A 23,307-nucleotide genomic window follows, 5' to 3' on the forward strand; every position below is an offset into this window, starting at 1 on the left:
GGACGGAGGGGATTAAGTCGCTTGTGCCTTGTTTGCCACTTGCGACTTAATCCCCTCCGTCCCCTTTCTTCATGCGGGGAGGCAGTGCTCGACGATCAGCTGGATGGCGCTGCCGCCGCGATAGTCATCGCAGGCCAGCCGGTAGGCCAGGTGTACATGACGGGCGGGTGCGTTGCCGTGCCAGCCGCCGAAATGGATCGCGTTGATCGTGCCGGGTACGCCGGGCAGGCGCAGTTCCAGCTTCAGGTGGCGTTCCTTCAGTACGCGCCAGTTGGCCACTTCGAAGTGGCCGTCGAACAGCGGTTCGGGGAAGCCCTGGCCCCACGGCCCAGCCAGGCGCAGCGCGTCGGCATGGCGGTGGTCGAGCTCGTCGGCGGCCAGTTCGCCGTCGCTCAACACCTGCTGCTGCAGCGCCGCCGGGTCGAGCATCTCCAGCACCACACCGACGAAGGCGACCTTGAAGTCATCGACGTGATCCAGCCGCATGCTCAGGCCAGCCGCCATGGCATGCCCACCGAAACGTTCGATCAGGCCCGGATGGCGTGCATCAACCAGTGCCAGCGCGTCACGGATGTGCAGGCCGGGAATCGAGCGCGCCGAGCCGCGCAGCGTGTCGGCGCCGGGTTCGGCCGGGGCGAAGGCGATCACCGGGCGATGCAGGCGATCCTTCATTTTCGACGCGACCAGGCCGACCACGCCGGGATGCCAGTCAGCGTCGAACAGGCAGGCCGCCACCGGGCGCTGCCCGGCCATGTCCAGCACCACGCGGGTCAACGCCTGCTCGGCGTCGTCGGTCATCGACTGCTGCACCGCGCGCCGTTCCGAATTGATCTGCTCCAGCGTCTGCGCGATGTCGCGCGCCTGGCGCGGGTCTTCGGTCAGCAGCAGCGCGATGCCCAGCGCCATGTCCTCAAGCCGGCCTGCAGCGTTCAGGCGTGGGCCGAGTGCGAAGCCGATGTCGGTCGCGGTCAGCCGCGCAGCGTCGCGGCCGCTGGCTTCGATCAGCGCACGCAGGCCGACACAACCCTGCCCTGCGCGCAGCCGGCGCAGGCCCGCGCTGACCAGCGCACGGTTGTTCGGATCCAGCGCCACCAGGTCGGCGACGGTGCCGACCGCCACCAGGTCCAGCAGCGTGGTCAGGTCCGGCCCCTTGCCATCGGCGAAGACGCCGGCCTCGCGCATCTGCCGGCGCAACGCCATCAGCACGTAGAAGATCACGCCGACGCCGGCCAGCGACTTGCTGGGGAAGGCATCGCCGTCCAGATTCGGATCAACGATCACGTCAGCCGGCGGCAGCTGCGGGCCCGGCAGATGGTGATCGGTGACCAGCACCTGCCAGCCACGTGCCTTGGCCGCGGTCACGCCCGCGTGGCAGGCAATACCGTGGTCGACCGTCACCAGCAGATCCGGTTTCAGCTCGGCCAGTTCCTCCACCAGTGAAGGCGACAGGCCATAGCCGTGCACCATGCGGTTCGGCACCGCGTGGAAGACATGCTGCGCGCCGAGCATGCGCAGGCCACGCACGCCGACCGCACAGGCGGTAGCACCATCGCAGTCGAAATCGCCGACCACCAGGATGCGCTTGTCGTTGGCGATGGCCTCGACCAGCAGTCCCACCGCATCATCGATACCGGTCAGCAGCTCGGGCGCATGCAGGCTGCCCAGCTTCGGCAGCGCCAGTTCCGGTGTGCCTGCGCCACGACTGGCATAAAGCCTCGCCAGCAGCGGCAGCGTGCCCTCCGGCCAGCTGCCGGGCGCGACCGCATCGCGGCGTCGGATCATCGGCGTATCAGAGGTGGGCTGCACGGCATCGGCGGCAAGGGACATCGGCATCGCCGGTTACGAAAGACAGAGGGATGATACCGCGCGTGGGAGAGGCTGGCGGGATTGCGCCCGGCAGCTGCGGTAGTGCCGGCCGCTGGCCGACAACCCCGGCAAACATCGCGGGTCAGAGCCGTTTTCCGATGGAAAACGGATCCGACCCCGCTCAATCGTGCAGCTGACGCGGCTTCTTCCAGAACTGCCAGCGCTGGCCACGATCCAGCTGGAACTGCAGGCCATCCTCGAAATCCAGCACCAGTCGCTGCAGCTCGCCACGCTTCAGCGCAGCCAGCAGCGGACGGATCGCATCATTGCCGAGCTGCTGCAGGGAGCGCAGCTGGCGCAGGTCGACCAGTGCATCCACCGCCTGCTCGCCATCCACGGCGACGCCTGCCGCCAGAGCCATGCCCTGCAGCAGGGCATCACGACTGCGCACCTGCGCATGCGCCGTGCTGACCGATACCGGCATCACGCCACCGCCCCAGAACCACAGCGAATTGATCGGCTGTTGTCCCTGCGCGGCGCGCTGCTGGTTCCAGGAATGGTTGTGCAACAACACCTGCGCCTCGGTCATCAACGCCCGCCAGCGGCGACCGCCCTCGCCTTCCGGCAGGTGCGAGAACAGGTCATCGCCCAGCACCTCGTCCGGACTGTCGAAGTCCGGCAGGGCCAGGTCGATCGGAAGCCGCAGGTACCAGCGCGAGGGATCGGGCGCGTCGAGCACGAACCCGGCATCGGCGAACAACGGCTGCAGCACCGGCAGCAGGGCCAGGCTGTCGGCCAGGGTCGGCCGCAGTGTTTCGCCATAGGCCATCATCCGCGCACCGTGCATGTCCGGCACCATGCAGGCCGGATCGGCACGCAACCAGCACGCGCCGGCAGCATCGCCGACGTCACGCTGGCGGCTCAGTGCGGCCACCGGCCAGTGCGGCGCGGCGACCGTGAAATGGCGCTGCAGCTGTGCCCGCTCGCCGGCTTCGAACTGCGAGGCGTTGGCGCGGCCCAGGGCACGCGCCACGTCATCAGGCAGCGCAGCCGCGGCAAAGCGGCTGCGCGCCGGCAACAGCAGGGTCGCCGTTGCCACCGGGTCAGTCCACGTAGCTGACGCTGACGATCTCGTACTCGCGCTGGCCGGCCGGGGCGTCGATCACGATCGAATCGCCTTCCAGCTTGCCGATCATCGCGCGCGCCACCGGCGAGGAGATGGCGATCAGGCCCAGCTTGATGTCCGCTTCCAGGTCACCGACGATCTGGTACTTCTTCTCTTCGTCGGTTTCCACGTCGGCCAGGGTCACGCTGGCGCCGAACACCACCTTGGAGCCAGCGTTGAGCTTGCTCACGTCGATGATCTCGGCGTGCGACAGCTCGCCTTCCAGCTGCTTGATGCGGCCTTCGATGAAGCCCTGTTCCTCGCGCGCGGCGTGGTACTCGGCGTTCTCCTTCAGGTCGCCATGCTCACGCGCTTCGGCGATCGCGGCGATCACCTTCGGGCGCTTGACCGACTTCAGGTGATCCAGTTCGTCGCGCAGCTTCTGCGCGCCCTTCATCGTGATGGGGGCTCTCATGCATTCAACTCCTTGTGCAGCTCCTGCAGCGACCAGACGGGGCCGGTGCCGCGGAATTCCAGTGAATCCACCAGCGCCTTGGCGCCGGCAATGGTGGTCGAGTAGGTGACGCGATGCTGCAGCGCCTCGCGACGGATCGAGAACGAGTCGTTGATCGCCGAACGACCTTCGGTCGTGTTGACGATGTAGACGATCTCGCCGTTCTTGATCGAGTCGACGATGTGCGGACGGCCTTCGACCACCTTGTTGATGATCTCGCAGTCCATGCCGTGCTGCTGCAGCCATGCGGCGGTGCCACGGGTGGCGACCAGGCTGTAGCCACGCGCCAGCAGCGCCTTGGCCACCGGCAGCACGCGCTTCTTGTCCGGATCGCGGACCGAAACGAAGGCCTTGCCGACCGGCGGTGCCTTGATGCCACCGGCTTCCTGCGCACGCGCGAAGGCGGCGTTGAAGGTGCGGCCCACGCCCATCACCTCACCAGTGGAGCGCATCTCCGGCCCGAGGATCGGGTCGACGCCCTGGAACTTGGCGAACGGGAAGATCGCTTCCTTCACCGAGTAGTAGTCCGGCACGATTTCCTTGGTCGCGCCCTGCTCGGCCAGCGTCTTGCCGGCCATGCAGCGGGCGGCGATCTTGGCCAGCGGCATGCCGGTAGCCTTGGACACGAACGGCACGGTGCGCGAGGCACGCGGGTTCACTTCCAGCAGGTAGATGGTGTCGGCACCTTCATCGCTGGTCTGGATCGCGAACTGGGTGTTCATCAGGCCGACCACGTTCAGGGCCTTGGCCAGCTCCACCACCTGGCGGCGCAGCTCGGCCTGGGTTTCAGCCGACAGCGAGTACGGCGGCAGCGAGCACGAGGAATCGCCCGAGTGCACGCCGGCTTCTTCGATGTGCTCCATCACGCCGCCGATCAGGACGTTGCCCTGGGCATCGGCAATGATGTCGACGTCGCACTCCACTGCGTTGTCGAGGAAGCGGTCCAGCAGCACCGGCGAATCGTTGGACACCTTCACCGCGTCGCGCACGTAGCGGGCCAGGTCGGCTTCGCCGTAGACGATTTCCATCGCACGGCCGCCCAGCACGTAGCTCGGGCGCACCACCAGCGGGTAGCCGATCTCGCGGGCCAGCAGCAGGGCTTCCTGGTCGTTGCGGGCGATGCGGTTCGGCGGCTGCTTCAGGCCCAGCTTGTCCACCAGCTGCTGGAAGCGCTCGCGGTCTTCGGCCAGGTCGATGGAGTCCGGGCTGGTGCCGATCACCGGCACGCCGTTGGCTTCCAGCGCGCGCGCCAGCTTCAGCGGGGTCTGGCCGCCGTACTGCACGATCACGCCCTTCGGCTGTTCCAGTTCGACGATTTCCAGCACGTCTTCCAGGGTCAGCGGTTCGAAGTACAGGCGGTCGGAGGTGTCGTAGTCGGTCGACACGGTTTCCGGGTTGCAGTTGACCATGATGGTTTCATAGCCATCCTCGCGCAGCGCCAGTGCCGCGTGCACGCAGCAGTAGTCGAACTCGATGCCCTGGCCGATGCGGTTCGGGCCACCGCCCAGGATCATGATCTTGTCGCGGTTGCTCGGCGCGGCCTCGCACTCGTCCTCGTAGGTCGAGTACAGGTAGGCAGTGCCGGTGGAGAACTCACCGGCGCAGGAGTCCACGCGCTTGTAGACCGGGCGCACCTTGTGCGCGCGACGCAGCGCGCGGATGGCGGCTTCGTTGGTGCCGGTCAGCTGCGCCAGGCGTGCGTCGGAGAAACCAGCGCGCTTCAGCTTGCGCAGGCGTGCGGCATCCAGCGCATCGATGCCACCGGCAGCGACCTCAGCTTCGGCCGCGATGATTTCCTCGATCTGGTCCAGGAACCAGTGGTCGATGAACGACAGTGCGTAGATCTCTTCCACGCTCATGCCGGCACGGAACGCATCGGCGACGAAGAACAGGCGCTCCGGGCCCGGGGCCTTCAGCTCGCGGCGCAGGGTCTGCAGGTCTTCTTCGTTGCTCAGGTCCAGGCCGGTCGGGTCGAAGCCGACCTTGCCGGTTTCCAGGCCACGCAGGGCCTTCTGCACCGACTCCTGGAAGGTGCGGCCCATCGCCATCACCTCGCCCACCGACTTCATCTGGGTGGTCAGGCGGGCATCGGCGGCCGGGAACTTCTCGAAGGCGAAGCGCGGGATCTTGGTGACGACGTAGTCGATCGACGGCTCGAACGAGGCCGGGGTCAGGCCACCGGTGATTTCGTTCTTCAGTTCGTCCAGGGTGTAACCCACGGCCAGCTTGGCGGCGACCTTGGCGATCGGGAAGCCGGTGGCCTTGGAGGCCAGCGCCGAGGAACGCGACACGCGCGGGTTCATCTCGATGACGACCACGCGGCCGGTCTTCGGGTTGATGCCGAACTGCACGTTCGAGCCACCGGTATCGACGCCGATCTTGCGCAGCACGGCGATGGAGGCATCGCGCAGGCGCTGGTACTCCTTGTCGGTCAGGGTCTGCGCCGGCGCCACGGTGATCGAGTCACCGGTGTGCACGCCCATCGGATCCAGGTTCTCGATCGAGCAGACGATGATGCAGTTGTCCGCGGTATCGCGGACCACTTCCATCTCGAACTCCTTCCAGCCCAGCACCGACTCTTCCACCAGCACTTCGGTGGTCGGCGACAGTTCCAGGCCACGGCTGACGATCTCGACCAGCTCTTCGCGGTTGTAGGCGATGCCGCCACCGCTGCCGCCCAGGGTGAAGCTGGGGCGGATGATGGTCGGGTAACCGACGCGGGTCTGGATCTCCAGCGCTTCGTCCAGGGTGTGGGCGACGGCGGCGGTCGGGCATTCCAGGCCGATCTCACCCATGGCGACGCGGAACAGCTCGCGGTCTTCGGCCATGCGGATCGCTTCGCGTTTGGCGCCGATCAGCTCGACGTTGTACTTCTCCAGCACGCCGTTGTCGGCCAGGTCCAGCGCGCAGTTCAACGCGGTCTGGCCACCCATGGTCGGCAGCAGCGCATCGGGCTTTTCCTTGGCGATGATCTTCTCGACCGTCTGCCAGTTGATCGGCTCGATGTAGACGGCGTCGGCCATCTCCGGGTCGGTCATGATCGTGGCCGGGTTGCTGTTGACCAGCACCACGCGGTAACCCTCGTCACGCAGGGCCTTGCAGGCCTGGGCGCCGGAGTAGTCGAACTCGCAGGCCTGGCCGATGACGATCGGGCCAGCACCGATGATGAGGATGGTCTTGAGGTCAGTGCGCTTGGGCATTTTCTTCTCTAAGTCAGTACAGCGTGACAAGGGGGGTGATCGCACGCTGTCGATCAGGAATCTTGATCCGCAGCGCCGCGCCAGCGGCAGCAGCGTTGCGGGGTTTACGGTCCATCGCGACGCCACCGGGGGCCGGCGGCGTACTGATCACGCCTTGGCCTGCTCCATCAGCACCACGAAGCGGTCGAACAGCGGACCGACATCGGTCGGGCCCGGCGACGCTTCCGGGTGGCCCTGGAACGAGAACGCCGGCACGTCGGTGCGGGCGACACCCTGGTTGGTGCCATCGAACAGCGAGCGGTGGGTCACGCGCAGGGTCGCCGGCAGGGTCGCTTCATCGATCGCGAAGCCGTGGTTCTGCGAGGTGATCATCACCCGGCCGCTGTCCAGGTCCTGCACCGGGTGGTTGGCACCGTGGTGGCCGTGGCCCATCTTCATGGTCTGCGCGCCCGAGGCCAGGCCCAGCAGCTGGTGGCCCAGGCAGATGCCGAAGGTCGGGATCTTCACGTCGATGAAGGTCTTGATCGCTTCGATGGCGTAGTCGCACGGTTCCGGGTCACCCGGGCCATTGGACAGGAACACGCCGTCCGGCTTCAGTGCCAGCACTTCGGCGGCCGGGGTCTGCGCCGGCACCACGGTCACTTCGCAGCCACGCTCGGCCAGCATGCGCAGGATGTTGGTCTTCACGCCGAAATCGTAGGCCACGACCTTGTACTTGGCCGGCACGCTGACGAAGGCGTTGGCGTCCAGGTCCAGCTGGCCCTCGGTCCAGGTGTAGGTCTTCTCGGTAGTGACGACCTTGGCCAGATCCATGCCCTTCAGCCCCGGGAACTTGCGGGCAGCTTCCAGTGCCTTTTCCACGTCGATGTCACCGGCCATCAACGCACCATTCTGCGCGCCCTTCTCGCGCAGGATGCGGGTCAGCTTGCGGGTGTCGATGCCGGCGATGGCGACCACGCCACGCTGGATCAGCCAGTCCTGCAGCGACACCTGGCTGCGCCAGTTGCTGGGACGGCGGGGAACATCGCGCACGATCAGGCCGGCCGACCACACCTTGGACGCTTCATTGTCCTGGTCGGTCATGCCGGTGTTACCGATATGCGGATAGGTCAGCGTGACCATCTGCCGGGCGTAGGACGGGTCGGTCAGCACTTCCTGGTAGCCGGTCATGGCGGTGTTGAACACCACCTCACCGACGGACAGGCCGGGCGCGCCTACGGATTCGCCCTCGAATACGGTGCCGTCTTCGAGGACGAGGATTGCGGCTTGGGTCACGGGAATCTCACTTTGGCTACCGAGGGGGCTGCCGAAGTCACGCCTGCGCTTCACGGAAATCCGGTTGCAAAAAAGCGCGGACGTGCGGTCTGGGACCGGTCCGGCTTTCGTGATTCGGCGAGTGCGAATTGTAGCGCTGCCGGGGCGCTCGCGCCAGCGGTTATCGCACTTCATGAACAGGCGATTGCGCATTCATTTCAATCCGGCGGCGTATGCGGGCCGGAGGCGGGGTCGGATCCTTGCCCGGATGGGAAAGGCTCTGACCCCAGGCGCCCTCGGATGGGGTCAGAGCCCTTTCCGCTGGAAAGGGATCCGACCCCAGGAATCAGCCTGCCCTACTGCAGCAGGTCCCGCACCCGGTAGCTGCCGGGGGCCCGGCCCTGCAGCTGGCGGGCGGCAAACAGGGCGCCGCGGGCGAAGATGTCGCGGTTGGTGGCCCGGTGCACCAGCTCGATGCGCTCACCCAGGCCGGTGAACTGCACCAGATGCTCGCCGACGATGTCACCGGCACGCAGGCTGGCGTAATGCGGCTCCGCCCCACCCCGCTGCGCGGCCGCGCCCAGGGTCAGCGCGGTACCCGACGGCGCGTCCTTCTTCTGCGTGTGGTGCGATTCGACGATGTCGCAGTCCCAGCCGGCCAGCGCCTGCGCCGCGCGCTCGACCAGCTCATCCAGTACCGCCACGCCCAGGCTGAAATTCGACGCCCAGACCAGCGGGATGGACGCCGCCGCGGCCTCCAGCGCCTGCCGCTGTGTGCTGGAGATGCCAGTAGTGCCCGAGACCAGGCCCGCACCCCGCTCCACGCATAGCGCCAGCATCGGGTCGAAGCCCTCCGGCAGGCTGAAGTCGATCGCCACATCGAACACCGGCGCGCCAGGCAGTTCGCTGGCGCCGAAGAACGGCACGCCGTCGACCACGCGCTGGGTCGGCGCACGGCCGGTTACCGCAGCCACGATCTGCAGGGTTTCGGGATGTTCGGCGGCCAGCCGCAGCAGGGCCTGGCCCATGCGCCCGGAGGCACCGTGAATGAGCAATCGCAGGGGAGTCTGGTTCATGCCTGCAGGCTAGCGGCAGCACGCCCGCTCCGGCAAGCGCCATCGCTGCTACGCTGCATGCCCTTTCATGCAATGGATGGCAGCTCCTTCATGCAGATCAGCGAACAGCTGGTGCTGGTCACTGGCGCCGGCCGCGGCCTTGGCAAGCACATTGCCCGCGCCTTCGCCGCCCAGGGCGCCCGCGTCATCATCAACTACCACCGCAGCGAAGCCGCCGCACGTACGCTGGCCACTGAGCTGGGCGGACAGGCGATCGCGCTGCCGGCCGACGTCACCGACCGCGCCCAGGTCGATGCGATGCTGCAGCACGCGCTGGCCCACTTCGGCCAAGGTGTCACCACCGTGGTCAACAACGCGCTGGCCGCTTTCTCGTTCAATGGCGATGCCCGCGACGGCGCCGCGGAAATCGGTTGGCCGGCCTTCCAGGCGCAGTTCGAGGGCAGCGTGCGTGGCGCACTGAACACCGTGCAGGCCGCCCTGCCCGGTATGCAGGCCCGCCGCTTCGGCCGTGTGATCAACATCGGCACCAACCTGTTCCAGAACCCGGTGGTGCCCTACCACGACTACACCGCCGCCAAGGCCGCACTGCTGTCGCTGACCCGCACACTGGCCGGCGACCTCGGCCCGCACGGCATCACCGTCAACATGCTGTCCGGCGGCCTGCTGCGCACCACCGATGCCAGTTCCGCCACGCCCGAAGCGGTGTTCGACTACATCGCCGCCAACACCCCGCTGCGCAGCGTCACCACCCCGGTCGAATTCGCCGATGCCGCGCTGTTCTTCGCCAGCCCGTGGTCACGCGCGGTGACCGGCCAGAACCTGGTGGTGGATGGCGGATTGGTGCGGGACTGAGCCGATGCGCATCTCCGAGGTCAGCCGCCTCACCGGTGCCAGCGCCAAGGCCATCCGCCTGTACGAGGCGCGCGGACTGCTGCCACCGGTGCCGCGCCTGAACCGCTATCGCGACTACAGCGAACAGGACGTGGCCTGGGTACAGCTGATCCGGCAGGCGTTGGCGCTGGGCATCACGCTGGCCGCAATCTCCCGCCTGCAGGGACGCGATGGACGGCTCGACTGGCCGGCGGTGCTGGCCCTGCTTGAGCAGCAGCGCAGCCGCATTGCCAGCGAGCGGGCACGGCTGGCGCAGGTCGAGCTCGACCTGCAGCAGGTCAGCGACGAACTGCAGCAGTGGCTGCGCTCTGGCAGCGGTGACTGCATCCTGCAACCCAGCGGCTGCACCTCTGGCGTTTGACTCTGTCCCTGGGGCATAGGCCAACCTCGCGCACTTTCCATTGCCCGAGGTTGCCGTGTCCCGTTCCATCCTGATCCTGCTCGGCCATCCCGACCGCGACAGCCTGTGCGGCGCCCTCGCCCAGCGCTACGCCACCGCCGCCGAGAATGCCGGCCACCGGGTGCGCCTGATCGCATTGGGTGAACTCGAGTTCGATCCGGTGCTGCGGCATGGCTACCGCCAGATCCAGCCGCTGGAAGCCGACCTGCAGGTCGCAGCGGATGCGATCGAGGCCTGCGACCATCTGGTGCTGGTCTACCCGACCTGGTGGGGCGCGATGCCGGCGCTGCTGAAGGGCTTCTTCGATCGCGTGCTGCTGCCGGGGTACGCGTTCCGCTACCGGCGCGATTCGGTGTGGTGGGACCGGCTGCTGGCCGGGCGCAGCGCGCGGGTGATCACCACGCTGGATACGCCGCCCTGGTACTACCGCTGGATCTACCGCGACCCGGGCATCACCCAGATCCGCGCGCCCCTCCTGGAATTCTGCGGCATCCGCCCGGTGCGGATCAGCCGTCTCGGTGCGGTGCGCAGCAGTACCCCAGCACAACGCAGCAAGTGGCTGGCGCTGGCAGCAGAGCTGGGTTCACGGGCCGGGTAGATCCGCGGCCATGGGCAAAGCGTGCGAACCAAGGTTCGCACCCACCTGGCTGGAAGGTTTGCCCCCCACCTGGAAGGTTCACTCCCACCTGGGGGGTACTCGTTGCGAGTGTCGCGTTTGCCAATTGACCGCCAGGCACTGCGCCTCAAGGCTGTGGACCCCTCTTCCGGCCCAGGCAAAGCCCATGAAATCCTCGACTGTCTTCAGCAAGTGCGCCAGGAAGACCGGCTTTGCCGGCACGTCGACGACCCGCTACCGCTTGCTGGATGCCGCCCTGCTTGTCGTCAATCACCAACGCGCCAGCGAAAGCCGGGGCTTCTATGTGAATGCCGGGCTCTACTTTCCAGAACTGCTCGCGTATCCCCTTGCGCCTGACGACCTTGAAACCGCGTTCAGGTACCGCTCCAGCATTCCCACGCCCCATGTCGACTGGCGGATCGAAGAGACGCCGGGCCTGCGCCGGGCCTTCATCCAGCAGGATCTGGATGATCTGCTGGAGGCCGGCAATCGCGATGGGATGAAATGCCTGCTGCTCGGTGCCCTTGCCGACGTGGCGGGCTTCGCGGCAACCCATGGAAACCGCGAGTCGGTGCGGCGATTGAATCAGGACGGGAACTTCCGCGCGCTCATCCGCAGAGAGGTCTGAACCCGGGGAGCGTGCGAACCAAGGTTCGCACCCACAGGGCAAAGGTTCGCACCCACAGGGCGAAGGTTGGCACCCACCGGGCGGCCGCAGTCGAGCATGGCTCGATGCTACTTCTTGGTCGGCCCGCAGCTGTCGCAACCGCCACAGGAACCACCGCTTCCGCTCGCTGGCGGTGCGATCTTCCGCCCCAGCGCCTGCAGCCAGGCAGCGCGGCCCGGCTTCAACAGGGCCAGCGCCAGTGCCCCGCGCAGCGTGCGCACGGTGCCCGGGAACTGCTTCTTCAGCACCACCCAGGCACTGACCAGCACGGCCACCGCGATGATCAGGTACTGCAGCAGCAGTCCACGGTCCATCAGCCGCCTCCCAGCGCCTTGGTCACCTGGTAGGTGATCAGCGCAGCCACGTAAGCCGCAGCAAACAGGTAGAACGCCGAGAAGGCCATCGTCTTCCACGAATTGGTCTCGCGCTTGATGGTGGCCAGCGTCGAGATGCACATCGGGGCGTAGATGTACCAGACCAGCAGCGACAGCGCGGTGGCCAGCGACCAGCCGTCGCTGATCAGCGGAGTCAGCGCCTGGCTGGCGGCATCGTCATCGGCCGCCGACAGCGCGTACACGGTCGCCAGCGAGGAAACCGCCACTTCGCGCGCAGCCAGGCCCGGAATCAGTGCAATGCAGATCTGCCAGTTGAAGCCCAGCGGCGCGAAGAACACCGCCATCGCATGACCGATCTGGCCGGCGAAGCTGTAGTCGATCGCCGGCATCGTGGCGCCAGCCGGTGCCGCCGGGAACGACAGCAGCACCCACAGCAGGATGGTCAGCGCCAGGATGATGCCGCCAACGCGCTTGAGGAAGATCATGCCGCGCTCGTACAGGCCCACCGCCAGGTCGCGCACGTGCGGCAGGCGGTACGACGGCAGCTCCAGCATCAGCGGGTGCTCGCTCTTGTCGCGACGCCACTTCTTCATGATCCACGACATCGCCAGCGCACTGAGAATGCCCGCCGCGTACAGGCCGAACAGCACCAGGCCCTGCTGGTTGAACACGCCCCACACCGTCTTCTGCGGAATGAACGCGCCGATCAGCAGCGCATATACCGGCAGCCGCGCCGAACAGGTCATCAGCGGCGCGACCAGGATCGTGGCCAGGCGGTCACGCGGGTCCTGGATGCTGCGCGTGGACATGATGCCCGGCACCGCGCAGGCGAAGCTGGACAGCAGCGGGATGAACGAACGACCGGACAGACCGGCGGCCGCCATCATGCGGTCGAGCAGGAATGCTGCTCGCGGCAGGTAGCCGGACTCTTCCAGCACCAGGATGAAGAAGAACAGGATCAGGATCTGCGGCAGGAACACCACCACGCCACCCACACCGGCGATGATGCCGTCGGTCAGCAGGCTGGCCAGCGGGCCTTCCGGCAGCACGCTGCCGACGAAGGCGCCGAGCCAGGCGAAACCAGCCTCGATGGCGTCCATCAGCGGCGTCGCCCAGGCGTACACCGCCTGGAAGATCAGGAACATCACCACCGCCAGGCTGATCAGGCCGAACACCGGGTGCAGCAGCCAGCGGTCCAGCGCGTCGTCGACCTTAGCGGTCCGCGCCGGCATCCGCACGGCGACCGACAGGATCTGGCGCACCTTGGCGTGGTAATCGATGCCACCCTCCGGGCCCGGTACCGGCGCATCCAGGTGCGGCACCATGGCGTCGAGGCGCTCGACCAGGGCCTTGGCGCCCTGCTTGCGCACCGCCACGGTTTCAACCACCGGCACGCCCAGTTCGCGCTCCAGCGCGGCCACATCCACCTGGATGCCGCGGCGCTGGGCCGCATCGACCATGTTCAGGGCCACCACCATCGGCTTGCCCAGCTCGCGCAGTTCCAGCGCGAAACGCAGGTGCAGGCGCAGGTTGGTGGCGTCGATCACGCACAGCAGCACGTCCGGTGCGGCCTCGCCCGGGTAGAAGCCCCGGCACAGGTCACGGGTGATCGCCTCGTCCAGGCTGGCCGGCTGCAGGCTGTAGGCGCCCGGCAGGTCAAGCACGGCGAATTCACGGCCGGACGGCGCGCGCAGGCGGCCTTCCTTGCGCTCGACGGTGACGCCGGTGTAGTTGGCGACCTTCTGGCGGCTGCCGGTCAGCTGGTTGAACAGCGCGGTCTTGCCGCTGTTGGGGTTACCGACCAGCGCGATGCGCAGGGGGGCGGTGGCGGTGGTAGCGGTCATGCGCGTCGTTCCTGGCTGGCGGCGTCGACCACGACGCGCTTGGCTTCACTGATCCGCAGCGCGAACCGGGTGAACCCGACCTGCACCAGCAGCGGCTCGCCGCCCACCGGGCCCTTGGCCACCAGGCGCACTTCCTCGCCCTTCACGAAACCCAGCTCGCGCAGGCGACGGGCAATGGCATCGTTGGCATGCAGGTCCTGCACGGACTCGACCACGGCCGAGGTGTGCAGCGGCAGTTCGGACAGCGTCATCTAGCGTGTTCTCTGCTGGATGTAAATGGTTCTCGATTCTAACATTCCCGCGTCGCGTCATGGCCCATGACCAATGGCCCGCTATGATCCATACAGGTATGGAGTGACCCTGGAATCCCATGAACGATGCTTTGCAGATCGAGCGCCGTGGCGCCGTCCTCACCCTCTGGCTGAACCGGCCGGAGCTGCACAACGCCTTTGACGCCAGCCTGATCGCCCGGCTGACCGCCGCACTGGAAGCCGCCGGCCGCGATGATTCGGTCCGCGCCGTGGTGGTCGCCGGCCACGGCGCCTCCTTCTCGGCCGGCGCCGACATGCAGTGGATGCGCGGCATGGCCGCCGCCAGCGAGGCCGACAACCGCGAGGACTCGCTGGCCCTGGCGCGGCTGATGCGCACCCTGGACGAGCTGCCCAAACCGACCCTGGCCCGGGTCCATGGCGCGGCCTTCGGTGGCGGCGTCGGCCTGGTCGCCTGCTGCGACATCGCCATCGCCAGCAGCTCGGCGCGCTTCGGCCTGACCGAAAGTCGCCTGGGCCTGCTGCCGGCGGTGATCTCGCCCTACGTGATCGAGGCCATCGGCCCGCGCCAGGCGCGGCGCTGGTTCGCTACCGGCGAGCATTTCGACGCCGAGACAGCGCTGCGCATCGGCCTGGTCCATCAGCTGGTCGAGCCGGAACGCCTGGATGAAGCACTGGAGCGCCAACTGGCCCTGCTCGACAAGGCCGGCCCGATCGCCTCGTCCACCGCCAAGCAGCTGGTACGGCAGGTCCGCGACAGCCATGACCGCGACGCCCTGGATCGCGATAATGCCGCCTTGATCGCGCGCCTGCGGGTGTCCGCCGAGGGCCAGGAAGGCCTGGGCGCCTTCCTCGACAAGCGCGCGCCCCACTGGGTCACGGAAGCCTGAACATGCTCGATCATCTTGGTTTGACCAGCGCCGACCTGGCGCGCAGCAAGGCCTTCTTCCTGCAGGCGCTGGCGCCGTTGCAGATCGGCGTGGTGATGGAAGTCAGCGCCGAGCAGACCGGCGCCCATGACCACGTCGGCTTCGGCAGCGAAGGCAAGCCGTTCTTCTGGCTCGGCAATGCCGGCACCGCCAGCCAGGGCGTGCACGTGGCCTTCGCCTGCGCCAGCCGCACCCAGGTGGACGCCTTCCATGCCGCTGCCCTCGCCGCCGGCGGCCGCGACAACGGCGCGCCGGGCCTGCGCCCGTGGTACCACCCGGATTACTACGGCGCCTTCGTGCTCGACCCGGACGGCAACAACATCGAGGCGGTCTGCCACCGCCCTGCCGACGAGGTGGCCGCATGAGCGACTATGTCCGCATCGTCGAGGTCGGCCCGCGTGACGGTCTGCAGAACGAAAAGCAGTCGGTGTCCACCGCCGACAAGATCGAACTGATCAACCGCCTGTCGGCCACCGGCCTGCGCAGCATCGAGGCGACCAGCTTCGTCAGCCCGAAGTGGATCCCGCAGCTGGCCGACGCCGCCGAGGTCTATGCCGGCATCCAGCGTCGGCCCGGCATCCACTACCCGGTGCTGGTGCCGAACGAACAGGGCTACGACCGCGCCCGTGCGGTGGGCGTGGAGGAAGTGGCGGTGTTCACCGCCGCCTCGGAGGCGTTCAACCGCACCAACACCAATGCCGGCATCGACGAATCGCTGGCCCGGTTCGAGCCGATCCTGCGCCGCGCCGCCGCCGATGGCGTGCGCGTGCGCGGTTACGTGTCCACCGTGCTCGGCTGCCCTTACCAGGGCGAGGTGCCACTGGCCGACGTGGTGCGGGTGGCGCGTGCCCTGCACCAGATGGGCTGTTACGAAATCTCGCTGGGCGACACCATCGGCGTCGGCACCCCGCGCAAGGCCCGGGCAATGCTGCAGGCGGTCGCCGCCGAGATTCCGATGGCCGCACTGGCCGTGCACTTCCACGACACCTATGGCCAGGCCATCGCCAACATCGCCACCTGCCTGGAAGAAGGCGTGCGCGTGGTCGACAGCGCGGTGTCTGGCGCCGGTGGCTGCCCGTATGCCAAGGGCGCCAGCGGCAATGTCGCCAGCGAGGATGTGGTCTACCTGCTGCAGGGCCTGGGCCTGGACAGCGGCGTGGACCTGCCGGCACTGGCCGAAACCGGCCGCTGGCTGGCCGGCCTGCTCGGACGCGCCACCGCCAGCCGCACCGGCCAGGCGCTGGCCGCCGCCGGCTGACGGCTGCACTGCGCCGCCCTGCAGCGGCGGCGCAGTGCACAACAGCGGCGGTCGCGGCTTCCGTTAGAATCGGCGGTTCTCGAACCTGCAGGACCGTGCAATGCAGCTGTCTTCCGTACGTGCCGTGATCACTGGCGGCGTCTCCGGCCTCGGCCTGGCCGTGGCCCAGCACCTCGTCGCCCAGGGCGGCAAGGTGGCCCTGTTCGACCTCAACGACGACAAGGGCGCCTCCGCCGTTGCCGATCTGGGTGCCGACAAGGCCCGCTATTTCAACGTCAACGTCAGTGATGAAGCGGCCGTCTCGGCAGCCATCGACCAGGCCCACGATTTCCTCGGCGGCCTGAACGTGGCGATGAACTGCGCCGGCATCCTCGGCGCCGGCCGCGTGCTGGGCAAGGAAGGCCCGATGCCGCTGGCCGGCTTCCAGGGCACGGTGATGGTCAACCTGGTCGGCAGCTTCAACGTTGCAAAGGCGGCGGCCAACCGCATGCAGCACAACGAGGCCGGCACCGACGGCGAGCGCGGCGTGATCATCAACACCGCCAGCATCGCCGCCTATGAAGGCCAGATTGGCCAGGCCGCGTATGCCGCCAGCAAGGGCGGCGTGGTGTCGATGACGCTGCCGATGGCGCGCGAACTGTCGCGCTTCGGCATCCGCGTCAATACGATTGCTCCAGGCGTGTTCTGGACGCCGATGGTGGACGGCATGCCCGAGGCCGTGCAGCAGTCGCTGGCCGCCTCGATTCCGTTCCCGTCGCGCCTGGGCAAGCCGGAAGACTTCGCCAGCCTGGTCGGCTTCATCCTCGGCAACACCTACCTCAATGGCGAGACCATCCGCCTGGACGGCGCTACCCGCCTCGCTCCGAAGTGATTCCCCCGGGCGCCGGGACGGCGCCCTCCCCCAACGACCTAGATCACCATGAAAGCCAACGACATCAAGAAGGGCAACGTCGTCGAGTACAACAACGGCGTGTACCAGATCCGCGACATCGAGCGCAGCTCGCCGCAGGGTCGCGGCGGCAACGTCCGCTTCCGCTTCATCATGTACAGCGTGCCGGGCGGCAACAAGCTCGACGCCAGCTTCGATGCCGACGACAACCTGGTCGAGGTCGAACTGCTGCGCCGCCAGTCCACCTATTCGTACAAGGACGGCGATGCCTTCGTGTTCCTCGATGACGAGGACTACACCCCCTACACCCTGGACGCGGACGTGATCGGCGACGACGCCGGCTACATCACCGATGGCCTGACCGGCATCTACGTGCAGGTGATCGACGAGCAGCCGGTGGCGATCCAGCTGCCGGCCTCGGTGGTGCTGGAAGTGATCGAGACGCCGCCGGAACTGAAGGGCGGCACCGCTACCAAGCGCCCGAAGCCGGCCAAGCTCAACACCGGCATCGAGATTATGGTGCCGGAGTACATCGTCAACGGCGAACGCGTGCTGGTGAACACCGCCACCGGCGAATTCGCTGGCCGTGCCGACTAAGCGCCTCGCGCTGATCGCCTGCCCGTCCCTGCTTGCGGCGTGTTCGCCGCAGGCAGCGGACGGATCATCGGCGACAGCGGTTGTGTAGAGCCGAGCCCACGCTCGGCTGCAGTGCCTGTCCAATGCACACAGCAGCCGAGCGTGGGCTCGGCTCTACAGAGAGCTTACGGCTGCTTCGCGCCGAAGTTGCCACAACCGTGGTACTGGCGGGTGCCGATGGTCAGGTTCACCTTGGCATCGAATGCCTCGCCACTCATGTCATCCTGGCAGGTGGTGCGCTGGAAGCTGAGCTTGACGTCGGTACCGTCGGACGCCTTGCCACTCCAGCCGTCAGCGCCTTCGGTGGGTTTGGCCACATCGAAGCGGCGCTCGCCATAGTCGACTTCCACCTGCAGGCCCGGCGTGTCGCCATCAACGACCGCAAGCCACCCCGGCTCGTTGCCGGTGGCACGGAACGCGGCATTGCCGGCACTGCCATCGCCTTCGGTGGCTTCGACCGCATGGCACTCGCGATCGGCTTCGCCCTTCAGGCTCAACAGGCCGTCATCGCTGCCCTTGGTCCAGAAGCTGTTGCCCTTGCCATCGCCGTACTTGGCACCCGACGCCGCACGCTCGGAGGTCATGGCGAAGGTACGGTCGCCGATCACTACCGTCGCCGCATCCTCGCCATTGAAGGTCGCGCGCACGCTCAGATCACCACACTGGTACGTGGTGTCGCTGCCGGTACCCGCGCCGGTGCTGGCAACCGGTTCGGGCGCGGCCGGCGGCGCGGCGTCACTGCCGCTCGCGGCGGGCGGCTGGGCCGGCTGGCACGCGGCCAGCACCAACCCGAGGGAGGCTGCCAACAGACTGGGAACTACACGCATGGCTCGACTCCTTGTCGACACTACAGAGAGGCTCGACCCTACCACCTGCCGGTGAGCGGGGCCTGAAAGCGGCCTGACCGCACTCATGCAGCCAGTACCGCCATGGACAGCAGCTGCGCGCCGCTGTCGCCGGAACTGCAGGTCCAGACCCGCAGCAGGCGCAGTTTCAATTCGCTCTCCCGGCCGTGCCGGCACACCGCCAACCGCACATCGCTGGACAGCAGCGCCAGCCGTCCGCACAGCAGCGTTTCCACCGCATACGATTGCAGGCTTCGCACCCGCAGGTTCCCGGCCAGCCAGTCGCCCAGCCAGGGCAGATCGAGCATGCGCCCGCCCTGCCCGTCCATCATGAACAAGGCCGGCGATACCAGCGCGGTCAGCGCATCGCGGTCGTCATCCAGCAATGCCTGTCGCAGGCGCTGTTCCAGCACTGCCAGCTGCCGCTCATGCAGGTCTTCAACGATATCCCGTTCCATCCACGGATCCTTCCGGCATCGGCCGGCGCCTGCGCAGGCGCTGCGCGATCCACTGCCGCGCGCCCTGCACCACTACATAGAAGACCGGCACGAAGAACACCGCCAGCACGGTCGCACTGACCATGCCGCCGAACACGCCGGTTCCGATCGCCTGCTGGGTTTCCTTCGACGCGCCCTGCGCCAGCATCAGCGGCACCACGCCCAGCGCGAACGCCAGCGAGGTCATCACGATCGGCCGCAGGCGCAGCCGCGCCGCCTCCAGCGCTGCTTCAACCAGGCCGCGCCCCTGCTGCTGCAGCTGCCGCGCGAACTCGACGATGAGGATCGCGTTCTTCGCCGACAGCCCGATCACGGTGATCATGCCGACCTTGAAGAACACGTCGTTGGGCATGCCGCGCAACAACACGGCGGCGACCGCGCCGAGCAGGCCCAACGGCACCACCAGCATCACCGCCAGCGGAATCGACCAGCTCTCGTACAGCGCCGCCAGCACCAGGAACACCACCAGCATCGACAACAGCAGCAGCCACGGCGCCTGCGCGCCCGACTCACGCTCCTGCAGCGACTGGCTGGTCCACTGCAGGGCGAAGCCGGACGGCAGTTTTTCGGCCAGCCGCTCCATCTCCGCCATGGCCTGGCCGGTCGACACGCCGGAGGCCGGGGCGCCGGACAGGTTCAGCGCCGGGAAGCCGAGGTAGCGCTGCAGCTGCAGCGGCGCCTCGGTCCAGTGCGGGGTCACCAGTTCGGACAGCGCCACCATGCCGCCCTCGCTGTTGCGCACGTACAGCTTCAGCACGTCCTCCAGTTCCATGCGGTGCGGCGCGTCGGCCTGCAGGATCACCTGCTGCAACCGGCCCTTGTTGGGGAAGTCATTGACGTACTGCGAGCCCATCGCCGCCGACAGCGTGCTGCTGATGTGTTCGAAGCCCACGCCCATCGCCTCGGCCTTGGCCCGGTCGATGTCCAGCCGCACGCTGGTGCCTGCAGGCAGGCCATCGGCATGCACCTCGGACAGCAGCGGGCTGGCCTCGGCCAGCTTCAGCAGCTGCTGCAGGGCCGCGCGCAGCTCGGCCTGGCTCTGCCCGGTGCGCGCCTGCAGGGCGAGCGAGAACCCGGACGAACGGCCCAGGCTGTCGATCGCCGGCGGCATCACGCTCATCACCTCGCCCTCGGCAATCGTGGACATCGCCTTCTGCGCGGCCTCCACCTCGCCGGCCGCGGTGGCGCCTGCGCGCTCGCCCCAATCCTTGAGCATGGTGTAGGTCAGCGCCGCGCTCGGGCCGGAGCCAGAGAAGCTGTAGCCAAGGATCGACTGATTGGAGCCGATGCCTGGGCGCGAGGCCACATGCCGTTCGTAGGCTTCGACCACGGCCAGCGTGCGCTCGGCGGTGGCTTCGGCCGGCAGCTGGATCGAGGTCATGAAATAGCCCTGGTCCTCTTCGGGCAGGAATGCGCCCGGCAGCCAGTGCAGGCCCAGCAGCAGCGCCACTACCAGTGCGGCGAACACGCCCATCACCCGCCCGCTTCGCTGCAGCACGGAGGCCACGCCACGCTGGTAGCGCCCGGTCATCGCCTCGAAGCCACGATTGAAGGCGCCGAACAGACCGCCCCGACCATGGTGGCCATGGGTGTTCGGGCGCAGCAGGGTCGCGCACAGCGCCGGCGTCAGACTCAATGCCAGCAGCGCCGAGAACAGGATCGACACTGCCATCGCCACGGTGAACTGGCGGTAGATCGCGCCCACCGAGCCGCTGGCCAAGGCCATCGGAATGAACACAGCGGTCAGCACCAGGGTGATGCCGATCACCGCACCGGTCAGCTCGCGCATCGCCTTGATGGTCGCCTCGCGCGGCGGCAGGCCCTCCTCGGCCATGATCCGTTCCACGCCCTCGACCACCACGATCGCGTCGTCGACGATGATGCCGATCGCCAGCACCATGCCGAACATGGTCAGCACGTTGATCGAGAAACCCAGCGCCAGCATCACCGCGAAGGTGCCGAGCAGCGCGATCGGTGCGACCAGCGCCGGAATCAGCGTGTAGCGCCAGTTCTGCAGGAACAGGTACATCACCGCGAACACCAGCAGCATCGCCTCAAGCAGCGTCTGTACCACCTTCTGGATCGAGATCTTGACGAACGGTGCGGTGTCGAACGGAATGCTCGATTCCACGCCGCGCGGCAACAGTGGCGCCAGTTCGGCCATGCGCTCACGCACCGCCGACGCGGTGCGCACCGCATTCGCGCCCGGGCGCAGCTGCACGCCGGCGGCGGTGGCCGGATGGCCGTCCTCGCGGGTACCCCAGGCATAGCTCTGCGCGCCCAGTTCAACGCGGGCGACATCGCCCAGCACCACCCGTGAACCGTCGGCCCCGGCACGCAGCACGATGGCGGCGAACTGTTCCGGCGTGGACAACTGGCCCTCGGCGCTGAGCGGCACGGTGATGCGCTGGCCTGGAACACCCGGCGAATCACCAATGCGTCCCGGCGAGATCTCCAGGTTCTGCTGCTCGATGGCGGTGGCCACATCCCCCATGGTCAGGCCGTAGCCGGTCAACCGGGTCGGGTCCAGCCACACGCGCATCGCCTGCTCGGCACCGAACAGCTGCACGCGGCCGACGCCATCGATGCGGCGCAGCTCTTCGATGATGTTGCGCGCCATGAAATCGCCCAGCGCGGCCTCGCTGACGCTGGCGTCCGGCGAACGCAGGCCGACCAGCATCAGGAAGCCGGAATCGGCGGCCTCCACGAACAGGCCGTTCTGGCGCACGCTGCGCGGCAGGCGCGGCTCGATCGCCTTGATCCGGTTCTGCACGTCCACCTGCGCCAGCTCGGGGTTGGTACCGGGCTTGAATGTGGCGGTGATCGAGGCTTCACCGGAGGTGTCCACCGACGATTCGAAGTACAACAGGTGCTTGACGCTGGACAGCTCGCGCTCGATCAGGCCGACCACCGCATCGTTCAGCGTCTGCGGGCTGGCACCCGGGTAGCTGGCATAGATGCTGACGCTCGGCGGCGCAACCGCCGGATAGCGCTCCACGGCGAGCCGCGGAATCGCCAACACGCCGGCCAGGATGATGAAGATCGCCAGCACCCAGGCGAACACCGGGCGATCGATGAAGAAACGTGCCATGTTGGATTTCCCTGGAGGGACCGGCCCGGGAAAGGCTCAGCCCTTGCTGCCGGCCTGCATCGCACCGGCGCTGGCGACCGGCCTCTGCCAGTCGCGCGCATCGACCACCACGCCTTCCTGCAGGCGCTCCTGGCCCTCGACCACCACCTTCTCGCCCGCCTTCAGGCCGGTACGCACCAGCCACTGGCGATCAACGCTGCCGTCCACCTCCAGCGTGCGGATCACCGCCTTGCCGTCGGCGCCGATCACCCAGGCGTAGGCCTGGCCGCCAGCACTGCGCAGCACGGCCTGCTGCGGCACGGTCAGTGCACTGGCCGGGGCACCGCGTGGCACCTTCGCGCGCACGTACATGCCGGGCAACAGCTGGCGCTGCGGGTTGTCGACCAGGATGCGCAGGATCACATCGCCGGTGCGTGCATCGACATTGATGCCGGAGAACAGCAGCTGGCCGCGCTCGGGCAGCGGCTTGCCGGCGGCACCGATGATCGTCACCGGCAGCTCACCACCACCGGCGGCACTGCGCTGCAGCGACTCCAGCTGCGCCGCCGGCTGGCGCACGTCCACGTAGACCTGGTCGATCTGCTGCACCACCGCCATCGGCTCGGCATCGGCCACGCCCACCAGCGCACCTTCGGTGACCAATGCCTGATCGATACGGCCGGCAATCGGTGCGCTGACCGTCGCATAGCGCAGGTCGAGCTGGCGACGGGACAGGATCGCGCGCGCTTCATTCACCGCCGCGCGCGCCTGCTCGTACTCGGCACTGGCGTCGTCGCGATGCTGCTGGCTGACCGCCTGCGCGGCAGCCAGGGCGTGCAGGCGCTGCGACTGCACGCGACTGCGGCCCAGCGCCGCTTCACTGCGCTGCAGCGCGGCCAACGCCGAATCGACATCGGCGCGGAATGCCGCCGGATCGATCTGGAAAAGAGGCTGGCCGGCGGCCACTTCGGCGCCCTGTTCGAACAGGCGGCGCTGCACGATGCCCCCCACCTGCGCTCGGATCTGCGCGGTGCGCACGGCGGCCACGCGCCCAGGCAGTTCGTCGTCACGCTGCACCACCTGTGGGCCGACGGCGACCACGCTGACGCGGGGTGCGGCTTCCGGCGCGGCTTCGGGGGTGGAGCAGGCCGTCATGGCCAAGGCGAGGGCCGCGATCAACGCGACCGGAGTCCTGAAGGTTCTCAT

At 67.8% G+C, this 23,307-nt stretch carries 22 protein-coding genes; 9 read left to right on the top strand and 13 right to left on the bottom strand.

The window, feature by feature from the left end:
• Positions 1–69: 69 nt before the first annotated feature.
• From recJ to D5301_RS04045, 6 genes are all read right to left on the bottom strand, one after another.
• On the bottom strand, positions 70–1,827 hold the full coding sequence (gene recJ, locus D5301_RS04020) for a single-stranded-DNA-specific exonuclease RecJ (RefSeq protein ID WP_153854895.1): 1,758 nt from the start codon (positions 1,825–1,827) through the stop codon (positions 70–72).
• A gap of 160 nt (positions 1,828–1,987) precedes the next feature.
• A complete protein-coding gene (locus tag D5301_RS04025; protein ID WP_324187258.1) occupies positions 1,988–2,905 on the bottom strand; it encodes a phosphoglycerate mutase in 918 nt (305 codons plus the stop codon).
• Between the two features lie 4 nt (positions 2,906–2,909).
• Positions 2,910–3,374, bottom strand: a complete 465-nt coding sequence (gene greA / locus D5301_RS04030; protein ID WP_026347191.1) for a transcription elongation factor GreA — start codon at positions 3,372–3,374, stop codon at positions 2,910–2,912.
• Positions 3,375–3,382: 8 nt separating this feature from the next.
• Positions 3,383–6,625, bottom strand: coding sequence for a carbamoyl-phosphate synthase large subunit (gene carB / locus D5301_RS04035; protein WP_032128799.1), 3,243 nt, complete (start codon positions 6,623–6,625; stop codon positions 3,383–3,385).
• Positions 6,626–6,772: 147 nt separating this feature from the next.
• Positions 6,773–7,900: a glutamine-hydrolyzing carbamoyl-phosphate synthase small subunit gene (gene carA / locus D5301_RS04040; protein ID WP_032128798.1), complete on the bottom strand. Its 1,128-nt coding sequence runs from the start codon at positions 7,898–7,900 to the stop codon at positions 6,773–6,775.
• Positions 7,901–8,235: 335 nt separating this feature from the next.
• Positions 8,236–8,907 carry a dihydrodipicolinate reductase C-terminal domain-containing protein gene (locus D5301_RS04045; protein ID WP_240792142.1) on the bottom strand — a complete coding sequence of 224 codons (672 nt, stop codon included), beginning with the start codon at positions 8,905–8,907 and terminating at the stop codon, positions 8,236–8,238.
• A gap of 120 nt (positions 8,908–9,027) precedes the next feature.
• Here D5301_RS04045 and D5301_RS04050 point away from each other — a divergent pair, with 120 nt between their 5' ends.
• From D5301_RS04050 to D5301_RS04065, 4 genes are all read left to right on the top strand, one after another.
• A complete protein-coding gene (locus tag D5301_RS04050) occupies positions 9,028–9,807 on the top strand; it encodes a 3-oxoacyl-ACP reductase (RefSeq protein WP_153855217.1) in 780 nt (259 codons plus the stop codon).
• Between the two features lie 4 nt (positions 9,808–9,811).
• The gene (locus tag D5301_RS04055; RefSeq protein WP_097048037.1) at positions 9,812–10,207 is read left to right on the top strand and encodes a MerR family transcriptional regulator; all 396 of its coding nucleotides are present in this window, start codon (positions 9,812–9,814) and stop codon (positions 10,205–10,207) included.
• Positions 10,208–10,262: 55 nt separating this feature from the next.
• Positions 10,263–10,844 carry an NAD(P)H-dependent oxidoreductase gene (locus tag D5301_RS04060; protein ID WP_324187259.1) on the top strand — a complete coding sequence of 194 codons (582 nt, stop codon included), beginning with the start codon at positions 10,263–10,265 and terminating at the stop codon, positions 10,842–10,844.
• A gap of 184 nt (positions 10,845–11,028) precedes the next feature.
• A complete protein-coding gene (locus D5301_RS04065) occupies positions 11,029–11,490 on the top strand; it encodes a DUF4304 domain-containing protein (RefSeq protein WP_153854898.1) in 462 nt (153 codons plus the stop codon).
• 107 nt (positions 11,491–11,597) lie between these two features.
• Here the strand turns inward: D5301_RS04065 and D5301_RS04070 are convergent, their stop codons facing one another.
• The 3 genes from D5301_RS04070 to D5301_RS04080 are packed head-to-tail and all read right to left on the bottom strand — an operon-like array spanning position 11,598 to position 13,959.
• Entirely contained in the window at positions 11,598–11,843 is a 246-nt protein-coding gene (locus D5301_RS04070; protein WP_153854899.1) for a DUF6587 family protein, read from the bottom strand.
• A complete protein-coding gene (gene feoB, locus D5301_RS04075) occupies positions 11,843–13,708 on the bottom strand; it encodes a ferrous iron transport protein B (protein ID WP_153854900.1) in 1,866 nt (621 codons plus the stop codon). The genes D5301_RS04070 and feoB overlap by 1 nt, the downstream gene beginning before the upstream one ends.
• The gene (locus D5301_RS04080; protein WP_005409473.1) at positions 13,705–13,959 is read right to left on the bottom strand and encodes a FeoA family protein; all 255 of its coding nucleotides are present in this window, start codon (positions 13,957–13,959) and stop codon (positions 13,705–13,707) included. Before D5301_RS04080 ends, feoB begins: the two co-directional genes overlap by 4 nt.
• 119 nt (positions 13,960–14,078) lie before the next feature.
• On the opposite strand from D5301_RS04080, the gene D5301_RS04085 reads away from it, so the two are divergent.
• The 5 genes from D5301_RS04085 (at position 14,079) to yeiP (ending at position 17,650) form a co-directional block, all read left to right on the top strand.
• Positions 14,079–14,867 carry an enoyl-CoA hydratase/isomerase family protein gene (locus D5301_RS04085; protein ID WP_110712159.1) on the top strand — a complete coding sequence of 263 codons (789 nt, stop codon included), beginning with the start codon at positions 14,079–14,081 and terminating at the stop codon, positions 14,865–14,867.
• A 2-nt stretch (positions 14,868–14,869) separates the two neighbouring features.
• Entirely contained in the window at positions 14,870–15,271 is a 402-nt protein-coding gene (locus D5301_RS04090; RefSeq protein ID WP_153854901.1) for a VOC family protein, read from the top strand.
• Positions 15,268–16,164, top strand: a complete 897-nt coding sequence (locus tag D5301_RS04095) for a hydroxymethylglutaryl-CoA lyase (RefSeq protein WP_008268685.1) — start codon at positions 15,268–15,270, stop codon at positions 16,162–16,164. The genes D5301_RS04090 and D5301_RS04095 overlap by 4 nt, the downstream gene beginning before the upstream one ends.
• A gap of 100 nt (positions 16,165–16,264) precedes the next feature.
• Complete coding sequence (locus tag D5301_RS04100) at positions 16,265–17,035, top strand: SDR family NAD(P)-dependent oxidoreductase (RefSeq protein WP_049400131.1); 771 nt, start codon at positions 16,265–16,267, stop codon at positions 17,033–17,035.
• A gap of 48 nt (positions 17,036–17,083) precedes the next feature.
• Positions 17,084–17,650: an elongation factor P-like protein YeiP gene (gene yeiP / locus D5301_RS04105; protein ID WP_005409468.1), complete on the top strand. Its 567-nt coding sequence runs from the start codon at positions 17,084–17,086 to the stop codon at positions 17,648–17,650.
• Between the two features lie 164 nt (positions 17,651–17,814).
• Here the strand turns inward: yeiP and D5301_RS04110 are convergent, their stop codons facing one another.
• From D5301_RS04110 to D5301_RS04125, 4 genes are all read right to left on the bottom strand, one after another.
• Positions 17,815–18,516: an MliC family protein gene (locus D5301_RS04110; RefSeq protein WP_153854902.1), complete on the bottom strand. Its 702-nt coding sequence runs from the start codon at positions 18,514–18,516 to the stop codon at positions 17,815–17,817.
• A gap of 83 nt (positions 18,517–18,599) precedes the next feature.
• Positions 18,600–18,992, bottom strand: a complete 393-nt coding sequence (locus D5301_RS04115; RefSeq protein WP_153854903.1) for a nuclear transport factor 2 family protein — start codon at positions 18,990–18,992, stop codon at positions 18,600–18,602.
• Positions 18,973–22,122: a multidrug efflux RND transporter permease subunit gene (locus D5301_RS04120; protein WP_153854904.1), complete on the bottom strand. Its 3,150-nt coding sequence runs from the start codon at positions 22,120–22,122 to the stop codon at positions 18,973–18,975. Before D5301_RS04120 ends, D5301_RS04115 begins: the two co-directional genes overlap by 20 nt.
• Before the next feature lie 36 nt (positions 22,123–22,158).
• Positions 22,159–23,307: an efflux RND transporter periplasmic adaptor subunit gene (locus tag D5301_RS04125; RefSeq protein ID WP_153854905.1), complete on the bottom strand. Its 1,149-nt coding sequence runs from the start codon at positions 23,305–23,307 to the stop codon at positions 22,159–22,161.

Origin of the sequence: Stenotrophomonas sp. MH181796, from assembly GCF_009659995.1 — a bacterium.
In the GTDB taxonomy this organism is placed as follows: Bacteria; Pseudomonadota; Gammaproteobacteria; order Xanthomonadales; family Xanthomonadaceae; genus Stenotrophomonas; species Stenotrophomonas riyadhensis.